The organism is Halobacillus salinus (assembly GCF_004684905.1).
Classification (GTDB): Bacteria; Bacillota; Bacilli; order Bacillales; family Halobacillaceae; genus Halobacillus; species Halobacillus salinus.
Genome location: NZ_SRJC01000006.1, coordinates 75,080 through 90,655, shown reverse-complemented (window position 1 = coordinate 90,655; position 15,576 = coordinate 75,080). Strand labels below are relative to the sequence as shown.

Sequence of the window (15,576 nt, the reverse complement as noted above, 5' to 3'; positions counted from 1 at the left end):
GAAACGGGCTGGACCGAGGCTCAGAAGATAGAAAGAGAGTGGTAATGATGAAGAGAATGGCTGTACTAACGAGCGGAGCGGATGCTCCAGGAATGAACGCCGCCATCCGTGCGGTCGTTCGATCCGGTATTTACAACAAGATAGAAATGATCGGTGTGAAAGGTGGATTTGAAGGGATCCTGGAAGAACGTTTGGAATCCATGGATGCCGCTTCTGTAGGATCGATCATGCAGCGTGGAGGGACGATTCTGCAGTCATCTAGCTGTGAGAAGATGTTCACTGAGGAAGGGCAGAAGAAAGCCCAATCCATTTTACATAAGTATGAGATCGATTCCGTGGTTGTCATCGGAGGGAAAGAAGCGTTGCAAGCGGCTGCCCTTCTTGAAAAAACAGGACTTGCATGTATAGGAATACCAGCGACAATTGATAACGATGTTCCAGGAGTGACGGAGACGATCGGTTTTGACACGGCGCTCAATACCGTTGTGGATTACATGGACCGTATCCGCGACACCGCTTCTTCGCATGAGAAAACTTCTATTATTGAAGTGATGGGGAAAGATACAGGGAATTTAGCGCTATGGGCAGGACTTGCCGGTGGTGCTGAGAATATCTTGATTCCTGAGAAGCGTGAAGATCTTCACAGTATTATAGAGGAGATCAAACAAGGCGGCACTCGAGAGAAGCGTTACCGAATCATTGTGGTAGCGGAAGGGATGATGAGTGGGGCGGTTCTTCATGAGAAGCTGACAAAAGAAGCGGGAATAGAATCCCGTGTTACCTCACTTGGCCATATCCAGCGTGGCGGTGCTCCAACAGCGAGGGACCGTATTTTTGCGAGTAGGCTAGGAGCGTTTGCTGTTGATTTACTTCTTGAAGGGAAGACGGGTCAGTTGGTGACGGTTCAAGATCGCCAGTTGGTGAATTTATCCCTTGAAGATACTTTGGAACAGCGAATCGAAATGGATGAAAGTGTTTATCAGTTACCGAAGAAGTTGTCGATTTAAGCTATATCGAAAAAGATGGAACTCCTATTTGAAAGGAGTTCCATCTTTTTTATTGTCTTAGAAAATGTACGATATCCGACTCTAATTCCCTTCGGAAAAGTTCTCGATCGAATCCTTCTGGGTCTTGGGAAGGAGGGAAAGAAGGATCTTTTATTTCTTCTGGGAAAGGACTCAAGAAGGAAAAGTGACCGGCGTTATGGATGACTTTATGATCGATCAGCCCAGGGTTTCGAACCCCGTTTAGAAGAAACCCAGCATGGAAATGAGGAGTGATGGTGTCTTTCTCCCCTGTCATCATAAGAGTTGGTAAAGAGAACTCATCCACCGCCCCTTCCTTCATAAACCATCCTAAAGCAGGGGCCAACAGAATCACTCTCTTTATTCTCTCCTCCACATCTACCTCGATGGTCTCAGGAGTTTCCCAAGGGAGCGTGGATGGGGTTCCACCTGTTGCGGCTACTGCGGTATATCCTCCCATCGAATGTCCGATGATTGAGATGTCATTACCATCTACGTGAGATTTGAAAAAGGCATCACCTACAACCCCGTCTATCGTTTGAGTAATATTTCTAGGTCTGCTTTTTAAGAGTTTCGTAGTGTTCTCTAATTGATTGTCATGCACATTATTGAATGGATGTTCTGGCATGGCGACGACAAACCCATTTTGCGCTAAATGACGGGCGAGGGTACGGTACACAAGCGGTGTCCCGCCCGTACCATGAGAAATAAGAACCAGAGGGTAAGTGTCATCCTTCGGTGGCGCATTCTTCGCAACGTTTACCTTATACGGTCCGATTGTTTCAGCTTGCTCAGGAATATCTGTAGGGTACATCATCATTACTGGGAACGTTACGTCCAGATAATCGTCCATGATGGTAAGTCTCTTGTAGCCTGCATAATGCTGTTGAGGTTTATCATTTTTCATCGCTAAACTACCTCTTTCTATATTATTACTCTTCATTCTCTTTACCTTAAGTCTACCATTCTTTAGTTATTTCACTTCCAAGCAACGGAATAAATTTCTTCAAATTTCTCTTTTAATCTCGTTTTCTTCCGGGAATACGAAATTCACATTACCATTATATTGGAATAGAAAAGGGAGAGATTCGTATGAATGGAAAGAAGCTCATCGACTACAAGATCTTTATGCCATCTTTGCTGGTCATCGTGTTGATCAGTATTCCATTTGCCCTGTATGAGACGCAGTCCTTAGAGCTGCTGAACTCGATTTTCGATTACATAGTCGACGTGTTCAGCTGGGGCTACCTTTGGTACGGGGTAATCCTTGTCGGAGCAGCATTGTATTTTTCGTTTTCAAAATATGGACAGGTTGTACTAGGCAACCCAAAAGAGAAGCCGAGGTTCACGCTGTTTGAGTATGCATCGATTCTGATTGCAATGGGAATCGGATCGACAATCATGCGAACAGGAATGTTGCAGTGGACGTCTGTTGCGAATGATCCACCTGCTGGAGTAGATCCTGGTTCTGCAGAGGCGCTCTTGTGGGGGAATTCCTACAGCATGTTTCTATGGAGTTTTCAGGTGTTTGCGATATTCGTCATGATCGCACCGGCAATGGGATATATTCTTCATGTGAAAAAACGACCGCTGATGAGGATCTCAGAAGCTTGCCGCGTATTATTTGGAGATAAGTTTACCGACGGTTGGGGCGGACGCGCGCTCGACATGTTGTTTCTTGTCAGCATTCTAGCTGGAGCAGCGGTCACGCTTGGACTCGGGGCACCGATCATTACACATAATCTATCGGCTTTACTGGGAATGGACGTGACGTTTACCATGACGATCATTGTCACCATCGTCTGGGTTGCGTTGTTTTCGATCAGTGCTTACTTAGGTGTTGAAAAAGGAATCAAACGACTGAGTACGATGAACATGTACTTGGCAGGCTTTTTTGCTGTGTTCATTTTGATAGCAGGGCCAGGGGTATTCATCTTGAATTATTTTTCCGACAGCGTAACGTTCCTGCTGTCTCATTATCTCAGTTTTTCATTGAATACAGACTCTGTTCACCAAGGAGAAGCTTCGCATGTTCAGAGTAATACGGTATTCTGGTACGCTTACAGTGCGACATGGGCGATGCTTCACAGTGTGTTCGCTGCGAAGATTTCCCAAGGCCGGACGATCAAAGAGATGATCCTGACTTACTTGCTCGCACCGACGGCGATATCTTGGCTTGCGACTGGTGTACTCGGTGGTCTGGGTGTCGATCGTTACCTTTCTGGTGATCTGTCTGTGCTGCAACTCGTTGAGAACAATCAGCGGATGGCTGCGATACCGGAGATCTTGTCATCGCTACCTTTAGGGAATGTAGCTATCGTCATCTTTATGATTGTCGCACTCATCTTCTTGACGACGACGCTCGATTCTACAACTTATACGGTAGCAGCATATACGAGCACAAGGGACATGAGTAAATTTGAGCCGCCTAAAACGCTTCGGATCATTATTGCGGCTGTGATTACAGGTGTGGCGTTGATCTTAATGCGTATCGGAGGGTTGCCCCCGCTTGAGGTGATTTCCGGTCTAATGGGATTCCCAATCATTTTCCTTCAATTTATTTTGATTTATGCGGCAAAGAAGATGATGGATCAGGATCAGGCTTGGCTATACAATGTAAGGGACTCGTCCAATCAAGAGAAGAACTATTATTCTGCATGAAAAGAAGGTAGAAACCTCCCGAAGAGGGAGTTTTCTACCTTTTTTCTTGCTCTTCTTTATGCAAAGGGACAAAGTCCAATATTTCTTTTGTTTCGAAAGTATGGATTAATCGATCCAGCCAATCATAGTATTCCTGCCAATCCTTTAGTTTAGCTACATCTACTTCAGCTTTGGCTTTTACTTCTTCTGAGGTATCAGGATCATCCAGCAAATTCTTCAATTCATCCGTCGTTTTCTCGATGGCGTTCGTGTTCGTCATCGTAGCGTGACGCCATTTCGTCGTGAAGTAATCGAAAAACCGCTGATGTGGATTGTCGCTTGCGACGTACAGGTCTTTCCTTACGCCCTTCACCCATGTCTTCTCGACCATGTTCAAATCAAGCAATGCTCGGACCGCATTACTCATACTGGCTTTACTCATTCCAAGCTCTTCTTTCATTTCATCCAGTGTAAGCGGTTTCTCTGAGAAGAAAAGAAGACAGTACAGCCGCCCAATGGATGGGGTAACTCCGTAGAGCCCCATATTCTGAGAGATGACTTCTATGACTCTAGCTCGTGATTCTTCTAACTGTTCTTGTTCATTCAACGGGTTCACATCCTATAAATATCCTTTTTTATGTATAGTTTTAGGCTACCGTTTCGTTTTCAGAATGTAAAGGCTCTCAATTTACAGGGATATGGATGATATGAAAGGAATCGTATATAGTTTAGTAGTCTAATGTGTATAATATAAACTGAATAAACTATATAGATTATTTTGGCTGTATTTGAAAGTTGTGACGAAATAGGTCGAAACGATATACTGTAAAAGTCCTACTTAAGACAATAGAAAAAAATAATGCTGGCATTTATATTTTGTGTAATGCAAGGACATAAACATGCATGGTACCAAAGAATTATCTAATACATGATCGAAGGAGAGTTCTAATAGATGTTGAATACGAAACTGAAGAAATTCGGAGCTATTGCAGGATTGTCTCTATCCCTTATCGTTGCCGGCTGTGGCCAAGACGATGCGGAGAACGATACAACGGAAGCAGATAATAGCAACGACAACCAAACAGAAGAAACGGCAAATGTCGGAGAAGAGATTGATTACACGATTACAGGAATTGAGCCTGGTGCAGGTATTACTCAAGCAACTGAGAACGCCATTGAAGAATACGACAGTTTCAAAGGATGGAACCAAGAAACAGCATCAACAGCTGCAATGCTTACGGCACTTGGAGAAGCGATTGATAACGAAGAACCAGTTATCGTAGCTGGCTGGTCTCCACACTATATGTTCGCGAAGTATGATTTGAAGTATCTTGAAGATCCGAAAGAAGTATATGGCGGCGTGGAAATCATCAAAACGATTACACGTAAAGGTCTGAAAGAAGATATGCCGGAAGCATACGAAGTGCTTGATCGCTTCCACTGGGAGCCTGCTGACATGGAACAAGTGATGCTTGATGCACAGGAAATGGATTTCGAAGAAGCGGCTCAGAAATGGGTTAACAACAATGAAGATAAAGTCGCAGAATGGACCGAAGGCGTAGACTCCGTTGACGGTACTTCCATTGAACTTGTTCAGACTCCATGGGATACAGAGCGTTCTTCCGGTTACGTTGCTAAAAACGTACTCGAAACGCTGGGTTATGATGCAGAAGTAACAACTGTTTCACCATCTGTAGCATTCAAAGCAATTGCACAAGGTGATGGCGATGCATCTCTAGCACCATGGATGCCGGCAACGCACGGTGATTTCTATGATAAGTATGAAGGTGAATTCGACGATCTTGGCGAGAACTTGAAAGGTGCGAAGATCGGTCTAGTTGTACCGGAATACATGGACATTGACTCCATCGAGGATCTGAAAGCGAAAGAATAATAAAGTTGTAGAAAGCTCCCCTTACATGTAAGGGGAGCTTTTCTTTTGGGGACAGGGACCTCGTCCCAGTTTGCAAAAAAAAGTGCCTGCCCTCATGAGGGCAGGCACTTTTTTTTATGTTGTATGAATCTTATCCTCTGTAAACTGTTCTGCTTCCGTCGATCCCTTAAGGGCTGTAGTCGACGACGTCCCACCTGAAATCACTTGAGCTACCTCATCAAAATACCCCGTGCCCACTTCACGCTGGTGGCGCGTTGCGGAGTAACCATACTGTTCACTCGCAAATTCTGCTTGCTGAAGTTCGGAATATGCCTCCATGCCGCGGTCTTTGTACTGTCTGGACAGCTCGAACATGCTGTGGTTGAGCGCGTGGAAGCCGGCAAGCGTTACGAATTGGAATTTGTAGCCCATCTTGCTTAGTTCCTGCTGGAATTGGGCGATCGTTTTGTCGTCCAGTTTCTTCTTCCAGTTGAATGATGGGGAACAGTTGTAGGCAAGGAGTTTGCCAGGGTACTGTTCGTGAATTGCTTCCGCGAATTGGCGAGCTTCTTCCAAGTTCGGCTCGGAAGTTTCGCACCAGACGAGATCAGCGTAAGGCGCGTAGGAAAGTCCGCGGGCGATGGCTTGATCGAGACCAGCACGAGTCTTGTAGAATCCTTCTGCTGTCCGTTCGCCGGTCAGGAAGGAAGCGTCTGCCGGGTCGATGTCGCTCGTGATCAGGTCCGCAGCGTTGGCGTCGGTACGCGCGATGATGATGGTCGGCACGCCCATCACGTCAGCGGCGAAGCGGGCAGAAATTAAGTTCCGAACCGCTGTCTGTGTCGGCAGCAATACTTTTCCACCGAGGTGGCCACATTTTTTCTCAGAGGAAAGTTGGTCCTCGAAGTGAACAGCGGACGCACCTGCTTCGATCATGCCTTTCATCAGCTCGAACACGTTCAACTGCCCACCGAAGCCGGCTTCGGCATCGGCGACGATCGGTGCGAACCAGTCGATGTCATGCTTGCCTTCCATGTGATGGATCTGGTCTGCGCGCTGAAGCGCTTGGTTGATGCGTTTAACGACTTGCGGCACGCTGTTTGCCGGGTACAGGCTTTGGTCGGGATACATATGTCCGGATAGGTTCGCATCCGCAGCCACTTGCCAACCGCTCAAGTAAATAGCTTTCAACCCGGCTTTCACTTGCTGCATCGCCTGGTTGCCAGTCAGGGCACCAAGCGCATGCACGTAATTTTCTTCATGAAGCAGGCGCCACAGTTTCTCCGATCCTTTTTGCGCCAACGTGTACTCGATATCCATCGAACCGCGCAGTTTGATGACCTCTTCCGCTCCATACGGGCGTGTGACGGTGCCCCAGCGGTTTTCATTTTTCCATGATTCTTCTAGTTTATTAATCCGTTCGTTTGTCATTTCCGTTTCCCCCTTAAGATAAATGCCCATACGCTTCGATGGTTAAAAATTCTGCAAAATTATCATCTCGAATCAACTTGTCAAAAAGAGCTTCCGCCTCTTGGTACGGTCCGTTGTTGAACACGTCTGCACCGACCTCTTGCTGAATGGCGATCATTTCTTCTTGCTTCCACTGGTCGAACAAATCAAAGGTGAGCTTTCGGCCGTCGTTCAGAATTCCTTTAGGATGTCGGATCCACTGCCATAGCTGGGCACGGGAGATTTCTGCGGTCGCCGCGTCTTCCATCAGATTGTGTATTGGGGCTGCGCCTCTTCCGGCGAGCCAGGAAGCCATGTACTGGATACCTACATTGATGTTCGTGCGGACACCTTGTTCTGTAATCGATCCTTCTGGTACTTCCAGCAATTCTTTTTCTGTGATCTGGAAGTCGTCACGAAGACGGTTGATTTGATTCGGTGTGCGCATGTGGTTGTCAAAAACCTCCATCGCGGTACGTACCATGGCAGGGTGGGCGACCCATGTCCCGTCGTGGCCATCTTTCACCTCACGAAGCTTGTCGTTCTGTACTTTCTCGAAAGCTTCGTTGTTACGTGCTTCATCATTTTTGACTGGAATCTGTGCCGCCATGCCTCCGATCGCCGGTGCTCCTCGCTTGTGACACGTCTGAATCGTCAGCAGGGAGTAGGCTCTCATGAATGGCACGGTCATCGTCACGTCCGAACGGTCCGGTAGAATGACGCTTGGGTCTTCGCGGAACTTCTTCAAGTAGCTGAAGATATAGTCCCAGCGTCCGCAGTTCAAGCCTGCCGAGTGGTCCTTCAGTTCATAGAGGATCTCATCCATCTCGAAAGCCGCGAGAATTGTCTCGAGTAATACAGTCGCTTTGATGGTGCCGTTTGGAATGCCGAGTGTCTCTTGGGCAAACACGAAGACCTCATTCCAAAGGCGCGCTTCCCGATGGTTTTCCAGTTTAGGAAGGTAGAAATACGGTCCGGAACCTTTTTCTAAGAGTTGCTTTGCATTATGGAAGAAATAAAGGCCGAAATCGACCAGGCTCCCGGAAGCGGGCTCGCCGTTTAATGTCATATGTTTTTCTTCTAGATGCCAGCCGCGAGGGCGGACCATCAATGTTGCGGTCTCTTCGTTCAATTCGTATGTTTTGCCTTTATCGTTCTGGAAGCTGATGGTGCCACGGTTCGCATCTCTCAGGTTGATCTGTCCTTGGATAGTGTTCGCCCATGTTGGGGAGTTCGCGTCTTCAAAATCCGCCATGAACACTTTGGCGCCGGAGTTCAAGCCGTTGATCACCATCTTCCGGTCGACGGGTCCAGTGATTTCCACGCGCCGGTCTTGCAAATCGTGTGGAAGAGGAGCAATCCGCCAATCGGACTGTCTGATTTGTGCTGTTTCTTTTGGGAAGGAAGGTTTGGAACCATTGTTGATCTCATCTTGGATCTTTTCGCGTTGGGATAGTAATTCGATTCTCTTGGAGTTGAAGCGTTGATGAAGTTGTTCTAGAAAAGCCAGGGCTTCGGGGGTCAAAATCTCGGCAAAGGCAGGAGAGGTGTCTCCTGCCACGAGCCAATTGCTCGTTTTTGTTTCCATGTATCTGCCACCTTTGTTATATAATATTGAGTTGATTTAACAACTGATATATAACAGTTGTTGCAAAAAAATTATTCGTCTTTCTTAGAGAGGCAACGATCGCATTCCATCATGTACGTGTACACTGGGGACGTTTCTTCTTTACCACATTGCGGGCAGGAAACTGTTGCTTTACGTTGAGACTTTTTCATTTGATAAGTTCCTCCTTTAATATAACAGTAAGTATTTTTGTTATCTGTTATGGTACAGTTTACGATGGGAAGCGGAGAATTGCAACTACTTTTTTGAAAATTTTATCCATTATTTTTCAGTGGATCGGCTGAATGCTGTGACACTGCGGTTTTGTCACCGTTTTCATTTTGAAAAAAGGCTGTTGCCTATTGAAAAAAAGAGTTGAAAACGAAAGTGTGCGGTGATAGATTATTACTTTATGAATTTGAGACATCTAAGAGAAAGAGGGGAAACACCTTGGGGAATATCCTTTGGGGAATCGGCGGTATGGTCGTGGTGCTGCTGATTGCATTCGGCTTATCGAATAACCGGAAATCCATTCAATATAGAACCGTTCTGGGCGGACTAGCCATTCAGGTGACGTTCGCTTTTATCGTTTTTGCAACGAAGTGGGGGCAGTCTGTGCTTGCCTTCATGTCGGATTTAGTGAATCAATTGATGAGTTATACAGCGGAAGGGATCAATTTTCTATACGGTCCACTAGTGAATCATGAGAACGTGGGGATGATGTTCGCATTTGAAGTGCTTCCGACAATCATCTTCTTCAGCTCGCTGATCGCTGTACTATATCACCTCGGTATTATGCAGCTGATCATCATGTGGATCGGCGGCTTCTTATCGAAAGTGTTGGGGACTAGTAAGGCGGAAAGTGTCAATGCGGCAGGAAACATCTTCGTCGGTCAAACGGAAGCGCCGCTGTTGATCCGTCCATTCATTCAAAAGATGACGACGTCTGAGTTGTTTGCTGTTATGACTGGGGGATTCACGTCTATCGCGGGATCGACACTAGTCGGGTACACGTTGCTCGGAATCAACGCAGAGTATCTGATTGCTGCGTCCTTCATGGCGGCACCTGCAGCGCTCGTCATGGCGAAGCTTTTTGTGCCGGAAGTGGAGGAAGTTGCTGCTCAGGATGACGTGCATCCGGAAGATAATGATACAGCGAACGTGTTTGACGCAGCGGCGAACGGTGCAACGACCGGCCTGAAGCTAGCGGTCAACATTGCGGCTATTCTGCTTTCCTTCATCGCTCTGCTCGCACTGTTGAACGGCGTCTTCGCTTTTGCGGGAAGTCTGTTCGGGGTAGAGCTGTCGCTTGAGCAATTGCTTGGTTACTTGTTTGCACCGCTTGCATTTGTTGTAGGTGTACCATTTGAAGAAGCGGTCCGATCTGCTGGATTTATCGGACAGAAGCTCGTCTCGAACGAATTCGTCGCATTCTCTAGCTTAGGGGACATGCAAGGCGAGCTCAGCAAAAAAGCGGAGATCGTGACGACCTTCGCGCTGACTGGATTCGGAAGTTTATCCGGTATCGGTATACAGCTCGGAGCAATTGGCGGGCTTGCACCAGATCGACGCAAAGACATCGCTCATCTCGGCTTGCGGGCTGTTGCTGCGGCGACGCTTGCCAATCTACTGTCTGCTAGTATTGCGGGGATGTTCTTGGTGTAAGTGTGTGTTTGATGGAGGTTGTTTCAAATGTAGGCGATCTTCTATCATTTGAAGTCGAACTTCTTTCAAATGACGGTAATCTTCTTTCAAAAAAGTAAAAACTTCTATCAAAACGAAGGCATGTTCTTTCATTTAGCGGGGACAGGCACCTCGTCCCACTTACTGGGACAAGGTGCCTGTCCCCCTTTTGCTTTATGCTAGGATAGAACTAGAAGGGGGTTGAGCGTATGGGAGAGGCGTTTATTGCTTTGGCTGTAATGGGGGTAGTGTTCTTCATTCTGTACAAGTTGAAGATTCTCAAGTTCAACTCGGTTACAGGGTATTACAAGAAATCGAGTAACGGCGTTTCGGCAACGTATAAGAAGTTGAACGGGTTCGAGCAGTTCAGCTTTCTGTTGAAGAAAGAGCAGTCGTATGACTTGCACTATGACATGAAGGTAGAAGCTGGCGTGATGAAGTTGATCATGAGAGACAAAGGGAAGCGAGTCATCTTCGAAGAAGCAATGGATTCGGACGGGGGAGACGTCTTCACGTTCACAACTGTGAAACGACTGCACCGAGTGGAGATCGAAGGAGAACAGGCGAAAGGCAAGTGCAACTTTCACCTTAAGGAAAGACCATTATAGGAAGCCTTCAGTAGTGGGAGGCACATGAGGACGTACCTTGGTAGAGGTATGTCTTTTTTAGTGGTTATAAACGGAAAAAAAGCGGGACAAAGTCCCTGACCCCACGGACCGATTTGGTTCAAGCGTTGGTGATTGTATATAATGAGTGCTAGATAACGTTTTCGTGGAGGCGTCGTAGAGGGGACGGTTTATATGGATGAGTTGCTTTATTTAGGTGTTTTTCTCTTATATACGATTGCAATTCTCGTACTCGGGAAGCATGGGTTCGACAAGACGGATGATTTGTCCGAGTATTTCCTTGCTGGCCGGAGTTTAGGGCTGTTTTCGAGTGTGGCATCGTTTTGTGCGACGTGGTTCAGTGCGGCTTCGATCCTCGGGTTGCCTGGGCTCATTTATGATGGCGGGGTGTCGGTCATTTGGACGACGGCGGTCGCCTGGGTGCTCGGGATGGTCGGGTTGTTCGTCATTTCGTCGAAGCTTTATTCGTATGACGTGATGACGGTGCCTGAATTTTTCCGAGTCAGGTACAACTCGAAAGCCTTGCAGGTTTGGATCGGAATCGTGCTCGTCGTCAGCTATCTGCTCTATGTCGTGATTCAGATCCGCGGGTTCGGGATCGTCATCAGTCAGATGCTCGGGGTTCCTTACTCGGTAAGCGTCTGTTTGATCTACATATTCGTGCTGTACACGACGTTCGGCGGTCTGCATTCGGTGGCGCGAACGGACACGTTCCACTTTTTCTTGATATTGATCGGTACTGTGCTCGGGGCTGTTCTCATCGTACAGGCAGCAGGTGGTCTGCAGCTTGAAAAAGTGAGCACAGAGGCACGCGCGACCTCGACCGGTGGGCTTTCGATCTGGTTGTTCATCAGTGCCCTCTTCACGCTTGGGTTGGGGGTCGCGGCGAATCCGCAGTATGCGATTCGGATCTTATCGGCAGAGTCGAAAAAGACGGCGAAGCGCATGATGCTCTTTAGCTTGCTGTTCATAGTAATCATTTACATCAGTATTCTGATCATCGGGCTCGGGGCAAGAACCTTGGATGTCGGCGCCACTTTCCTCACAACGGATGAAGTGTATCCATACGTCATTACGTATCTGCTCGATACTCCGTGGAAGGGGATTCTCCTAATTAGTATTGTGGCCGCCTGTATTTCGACAGCGAACTCTCAGCTACTCTTGATGGCGAGCAGCTTCGTCTATGATATTTCGATTCCATTAAGGAAGCATCGTATGGCGAACGACCGGATCGTGACATGGACGAGGTGGATGGTCTTCCTTTTTGCTACGTCGTCTCTGATCATTGCGTTCACGCCGCCTGAAGGGATCGTTCCGTTCAGTGGGCATATATGGGGGATGATTACCGTGTCGTTGTTCTTCCCTTTGTATGGTGGGCTGTTCACACGGGTTCCGAAGCAGAATGCAATTCGGTCGACATTCGGCGGAGTGGCGGCTTATATTCTCGCTTTTCTGCTGATCCCGAATGGGTGGCAGGACATCTACCATCCTGTCCTTCCATCGCTTCCTCTCGCAGGTGTGTTGTTCTTTTGGAATGGAGGGAAAAATAATGCGTCATTCCATTGAGCGAAAAATATTGGTTCCCTTCCTACTGATTGTCCTGTTGCCAAGCTTGATCATCGGCGCTGTATCGCTCTGGTCGAGCTATCAGTCTGAGAAAGAATTGAAGATGACTACCGTTCATGAAAAGCTCGACAGCGTCCACCGCTACGCGACGCTCCTCCGTAATAGGGCCAATGAGGGAGAGATTGCCGAGCAGGATGCGCGTTCTATGATGAGAGAGTTGATTCAAGATACCGAAGGCCTTTATGCGCAAAATGATCTTGGAGCGATTTTCATGAATGGACGCACTTTGCCTCCGAATCAAGTGGCGGCCCTTTTATCTGAGGAGGCTGGCTTCCTGCAGGAGCGGATGGTGCTGAGTGAAGAACTCCCAGAGTGGGGCTGGACGTTGTATCACCCGGTCGAGCTGTCCTTCTATTCAGGGTCGTTGTTGGATATTCAGAAATACACGCTACTGATCGCGATTTTCACAGGCGTGATTGCTGTCCAGTTTACGATTTTGTTTTCCCACCACCTTTCGAAGCCGATCAAAGACTTGGCTGCTTTTTGTAAACGGGTGGCAAAAGGGGAGTCCCAAACGGGCGTAGACATCGGAACAAAAAGGAAGGATGAGATCGGGGTACTTTCGACGTCTCTCCAAGAGATGGTCTATAACCTCGATGAGCAGAAACAACAGATCGACCGGATCAAGCATCAGAACGAAATGATTCTGAACAGTGTACACGTCGGTATTCTTCTTATTGGGGAATCCTCTTCTCCTTTATCAAATGACGCAGCTAAAGCGATGCTCGAACGTGATGAAGGGTTGAGAAAGAACATTCAGGACATCATTCACAGTCGTTCCAAACAGAGGGCAGAAGAAATGATTATGACGTACGTGGATGGGGAGAAAGTGTTTTACGCCGTCCATTATCAAGATATAGGAACAGACTCGAACCTAGCGATCATGACGTTTGAGGACATTACCCAAAGGCGGAAACTCGAACTTAGGGTGGAGCGGATGTCTCGACTCGCTTCGCTAGGTGAAATGGCATCAGGAATTGCCCATGAGATTCGCAATCCTCTAGCCGGAATCAAATCGACGACCGAGCTGTTGTTGAGACGATTGAACTTATCGGAGCAGGAGCTCAAGTTGACGGAGAATATGCTGATCGACATCGAACGTGTGAACAAGACGATCACGACGACGCTTGATTTCTCAAGACCAGTTGAATCCAGACTGACGAATGTGAAGGTCGATGAAAGTATCCAGTCTGTTCTTCTTTTGTTAAAAACGATGGCAAAGGAGAAAGAGGTGACATTCCGGCATTGTGTTCATCAGTTTGACATGCTCGTCGACCGAGACCAATTGAGGCAGATTCTCTTGAATATCATAATGAACGGATTGAACGCGATGCCAGAAGGCGGGAAGATTACGATTGATAGCCGCGCTACAGAGCATGATGTAATCCTTACAATCTCCGATACAGGCATCGGAATGGATGAAGCAACGATAGAGAAAATATTCGATCCCTTTTTCACGACTCGATCGGAGGGGACGGGACTTGGACTTTCCATTGTCCATCAGCTAGTGGTCCAAAACCAAGGCGATATTGAAGTGGTCAGTAGTTCAGGAAAAGGGACGACATTTGAAATCAGCTTTCAGAAAGCAGAAGGAGGGAGCGGCAGTGGCGGTGAAAGTGGCAATCATTGATGACGAAACGACACTCCGGTTTACGCTTGAGATGTTTTTACAAGATGAGGGGTACGAAGTCGAGACGGCTTCGACGCTGAATGAGGGAAAAACGTTGATTACCGAATTCCAGCCTCATATCACTCTTTTGGATATACGACTTCCGGATGGGAACGGGCTTGATTCATTAATCGAGTTCAAGGAACGTTTTCCCGACATGGCGGTCATGATGCTCACGGCTTATGGTGATGCGAAGACGGCGGTGCGGGCGATGAAGGACGGTGCCTTCGACTACTTGACGAAGCCGTTTGAGCTTGAGGAACTGAAGCTAGCGCTTGAGAAGTGGATGAAGCAGCATGACCTTGAGAAAGAGGTGGAGCGTTACCGGGAAGAAGAAAGGCGGACGCACCCGATTCGGATGATCGGAGAGAGCCTTCCCATGAAAGAACTCCGAGAGAAGATTTCGCTGATCGCGGAGAGTGGGAGCACAACTGTTTTAGTCCGCGGGGAAACAGGTACCGGTAAAGAACTCGTGGCAAGGAGCATTCATCAGCATAGCAGCCGTCGGGACGGTCCTTTCGTTGCGGTCAACAGTGCGAGTATTCCGGAAGATTTAATTGAGGTCGAGCTGTTCGGCCGGATGAAAGGCGAGCAGGAAACGAAAGTCGGCTTGATGGAATGGGCAGATGGTGGGACGTTGTTTCTCGATGAAGTCGGCGACTTGTCTCTGGATTTACAGGTCAAGCTGCTCCGGTTTTTGGAAGACAAAAAGATCAAACGCGTCGGAAGTGTGCATGATGTAGACGTTGATGTGCGCGTCATCGCTGCGACGAACCGTAACTTGGAGACGATGATCCAGGACCAAACCTTCCGTTCGGATCTTTACTACCGGTTGAATGTTGTACCAGTCCAGCTATCCCCGCTGAGAGAGCGCGGGCGAGACGTCATTATGCTTGCTGAGCATTTTCTCAGTGAATTTTGCCAACAGATGAGTAAACCCGTTCCGGTACTGAAAGAAGAAGCGAAGTCACTCCTATTGAACTATAACTGGCCGGGGAATGTTCGCGAGTTGAAGAATTCGATTGAAAGGATTGCGATTCTGCATCAGGACAAAGCGCTCTCTGCCAAGCACTTTGATTTTTTACAGCCTGATGATGGGGTACACCGTGCAGCCGGTGACGAGGAGACGATTCAGTTTTCCGACCAATTCTCCCTCGAAGATTACTTGGAGCAAATCGAGAAAGAACAGATTGAAAGAGCTGTCAAAGAATCGAAGTGGAATATCACCCAAGCTGGCAAGCGGCTAGGCATCAGCCGCTATGCGCTGCAAAGGCGGATCGATAAATACAATATCACCTAAATAATGTTATGTGCGGAACCGCCCGATTTGGGCGGTTTTTTGTGCGGAAACTTCTAATAATTTCAGAAAATTTAGTGAT

At 47.6% G+C, this 15,576-nt stretch carries 12 protein-coding genes; 8 read left to right on the top strand and 4 right to left on the bottom strand.

The window, feature by feature from the left end; translation table 11 throughout:
* The first annotated feature begins 47 nt into the window (after positions 1-47).
* Positions 48-1,007, top strand: coding sequence for an ATP-dependent 6-phosphofructokinase (locus E4663_RS16750; protein WP_079480819.1), 960 nt, complete (start codon positions 48-50; stop codon positions 1,005-1,007).
* Positions 1,008-1,056: 49 nt separating this feature from the next.
* Here E4663_RS16750 and E4663_RS16745 read toward each other — a convergent pair whose 3' ends face one another.
* A complete protein-coding gene (locus tag E4663_RS16745) occupies positions 1,057-1,932 on the bottom strand; it encodes an alpha/beta hydrolase family protein (protein ID WP_135328478.1) in 876 nt (291 codons plus the stop codon).
* 185 nt (positions 1,933-2,117) lie between these two features.
* On the opposite strand from E4663_RS16745, the gene E4663_RS16740 reads away from it, so the two are divergent.
* On the top strand, positions 2,118-3,686 hold the full coding sequence (locus tag E4663_RS16740) for a BCCT family transporter (RefSeq protein WP_079478541.1): 1,569 nt from the start codon (positions 2,118-2,120) through the stop codon (positions 3,684-3,686).
* A gap of 34 nt (positions 3,687-3,720) precedes the next feature.
* On the opposite strand, the gene E4663_RS16735 is transcribed toward E4663_RS16740, so the two are convergent.
* Complete coding sequence (locus E4663_RS16735) at positions 3,721-4,272, bottom strand: GbsR/MarR family transcriptional regulator (protein ID WP_079478542.1); 552 nt, start codon at positions 4,270-4,272, stop codon at positions 3,721-3,723.
* 345 nt (positions 4,273-4,617) lie between these two features.
* Between E4663_RS16735 and E4663_RS16730 the strand changes: the two genes are divergently transcribed.
* Positions 4,618-5,559: a glycine betaine ABC transporter substrate-binding protein gene (locus E4663_RS16730; RefSeq protein WP_135328477.1), complete on the top strand. Its 942-nt coding sequence runs from the start codon at positions 4,618-4,620 to the stop codon at positions 5,557-5,559.
* Between the two features lie 114 nt (positions 5,560-5,673).
* On the opposite strand, the gene aceA is transcribed toward E4663_RS16730, so the two are convergent.
* Together aceA and aceB are read right to left on the bottom strand one after the other, a co-directional pair.
* The gene (gene aceA, locus E4663_RS16725) at positions 5,674-6,969 is read right to left on the bottom strand and encodes an isocitrate lyase (protein WP_135328530.1); all 1,296 of its coding nucleotides are present in this window, start codon (positions 6,967-6,969) and stop codon (positions 5,674-5,676) included.
* A 13-nt stretch (positions 6,970-6,982) separates the two neighbouring features.
* Complete coding sequence (gene aceB / locus E4663_RS16720; protein ID WP_135328476.1) at positions 6,983-8,575, bottom strand: malate synthase A; 1,593 nt, start codon at positions 8,573-8,575, stop codon at positions 6,983-6,985.
* Positions 8,576-9,043: 468 nt separating this feature from the next.
* Between aceB and E4663_RS16715 the strand changes: the two genes are divergently transcribed.
* The 5 genes from E4663_RS16715 to E4663_RS16695 all read left to right on the top strand — a co-directional run bounded on the left by E4663_RS16715 (position 9,044) and on the right by E4663_RS16695 (position 15,497).
* The gene (locus E4663_RS16715; protein WP_135328475.1) at positions 9,044-10,258 is read left to right on the top strand and encodes a NupC/NupG family nucleoside CNT transporter; all 1,215 of its coding nucleotides are present in this window, start codon (positions 9,044-9,046) and stop codon (positions 10,256-10,258) included.
* Between the two features lie 227 nt (positions 10,259-10,485).
* The gene (locus tag E4663_RS16710) at positions 10,486-10,884 is read left to right on the top strand and encodes a hypothetical protein (RefSeq protein ID WP_135328474.1); all 399 of its coding nucleotides are present in this window, start codon (positions 10,486-10,488) and stop codon (positions 10,882-10,884) included.
* 192 nt (positions 10,885-11,076) lie between these two features.
* Positions 11,077-12,468 (top strand): sodium:solute symporter family protein, encoded by a 1,392-nt coding sequence (locus tag E4663_RS16705; RefSeq protein WP_135328473.1) that lies wholly within the window; start codon positions 11,077-11,079, stop codon positions 12,466-12,468.
* A complete protein-coding gene (locus tag E4663_RS16700) occupies positions 12,452-14,158 on the top strand; it encodes a sensor histidine kinase (protein WP_158290529.1) in 1,707 nt (568 codons plus the stop codon). The genes E4663_RS16705 and E4663_RS16700 overlap by 17 nt, the downstream gene beginning before the upstream one ends.
* Entirely contained in the window at positions 14,133-15,497 is a 1,365-nt protein-coding gene (locus tag E4663_RS16695; RefSeq protein WP_158290528.1) for a sigma-54-dependent transcriptional regulator, read from the top strand. Before E4663_RS16700 ends, E4663_RS16695 begins: the two co-directional genes overlap by 26 nt.
* Positions 15,498-15,576 lie beyond the last annotated feature (79 nt).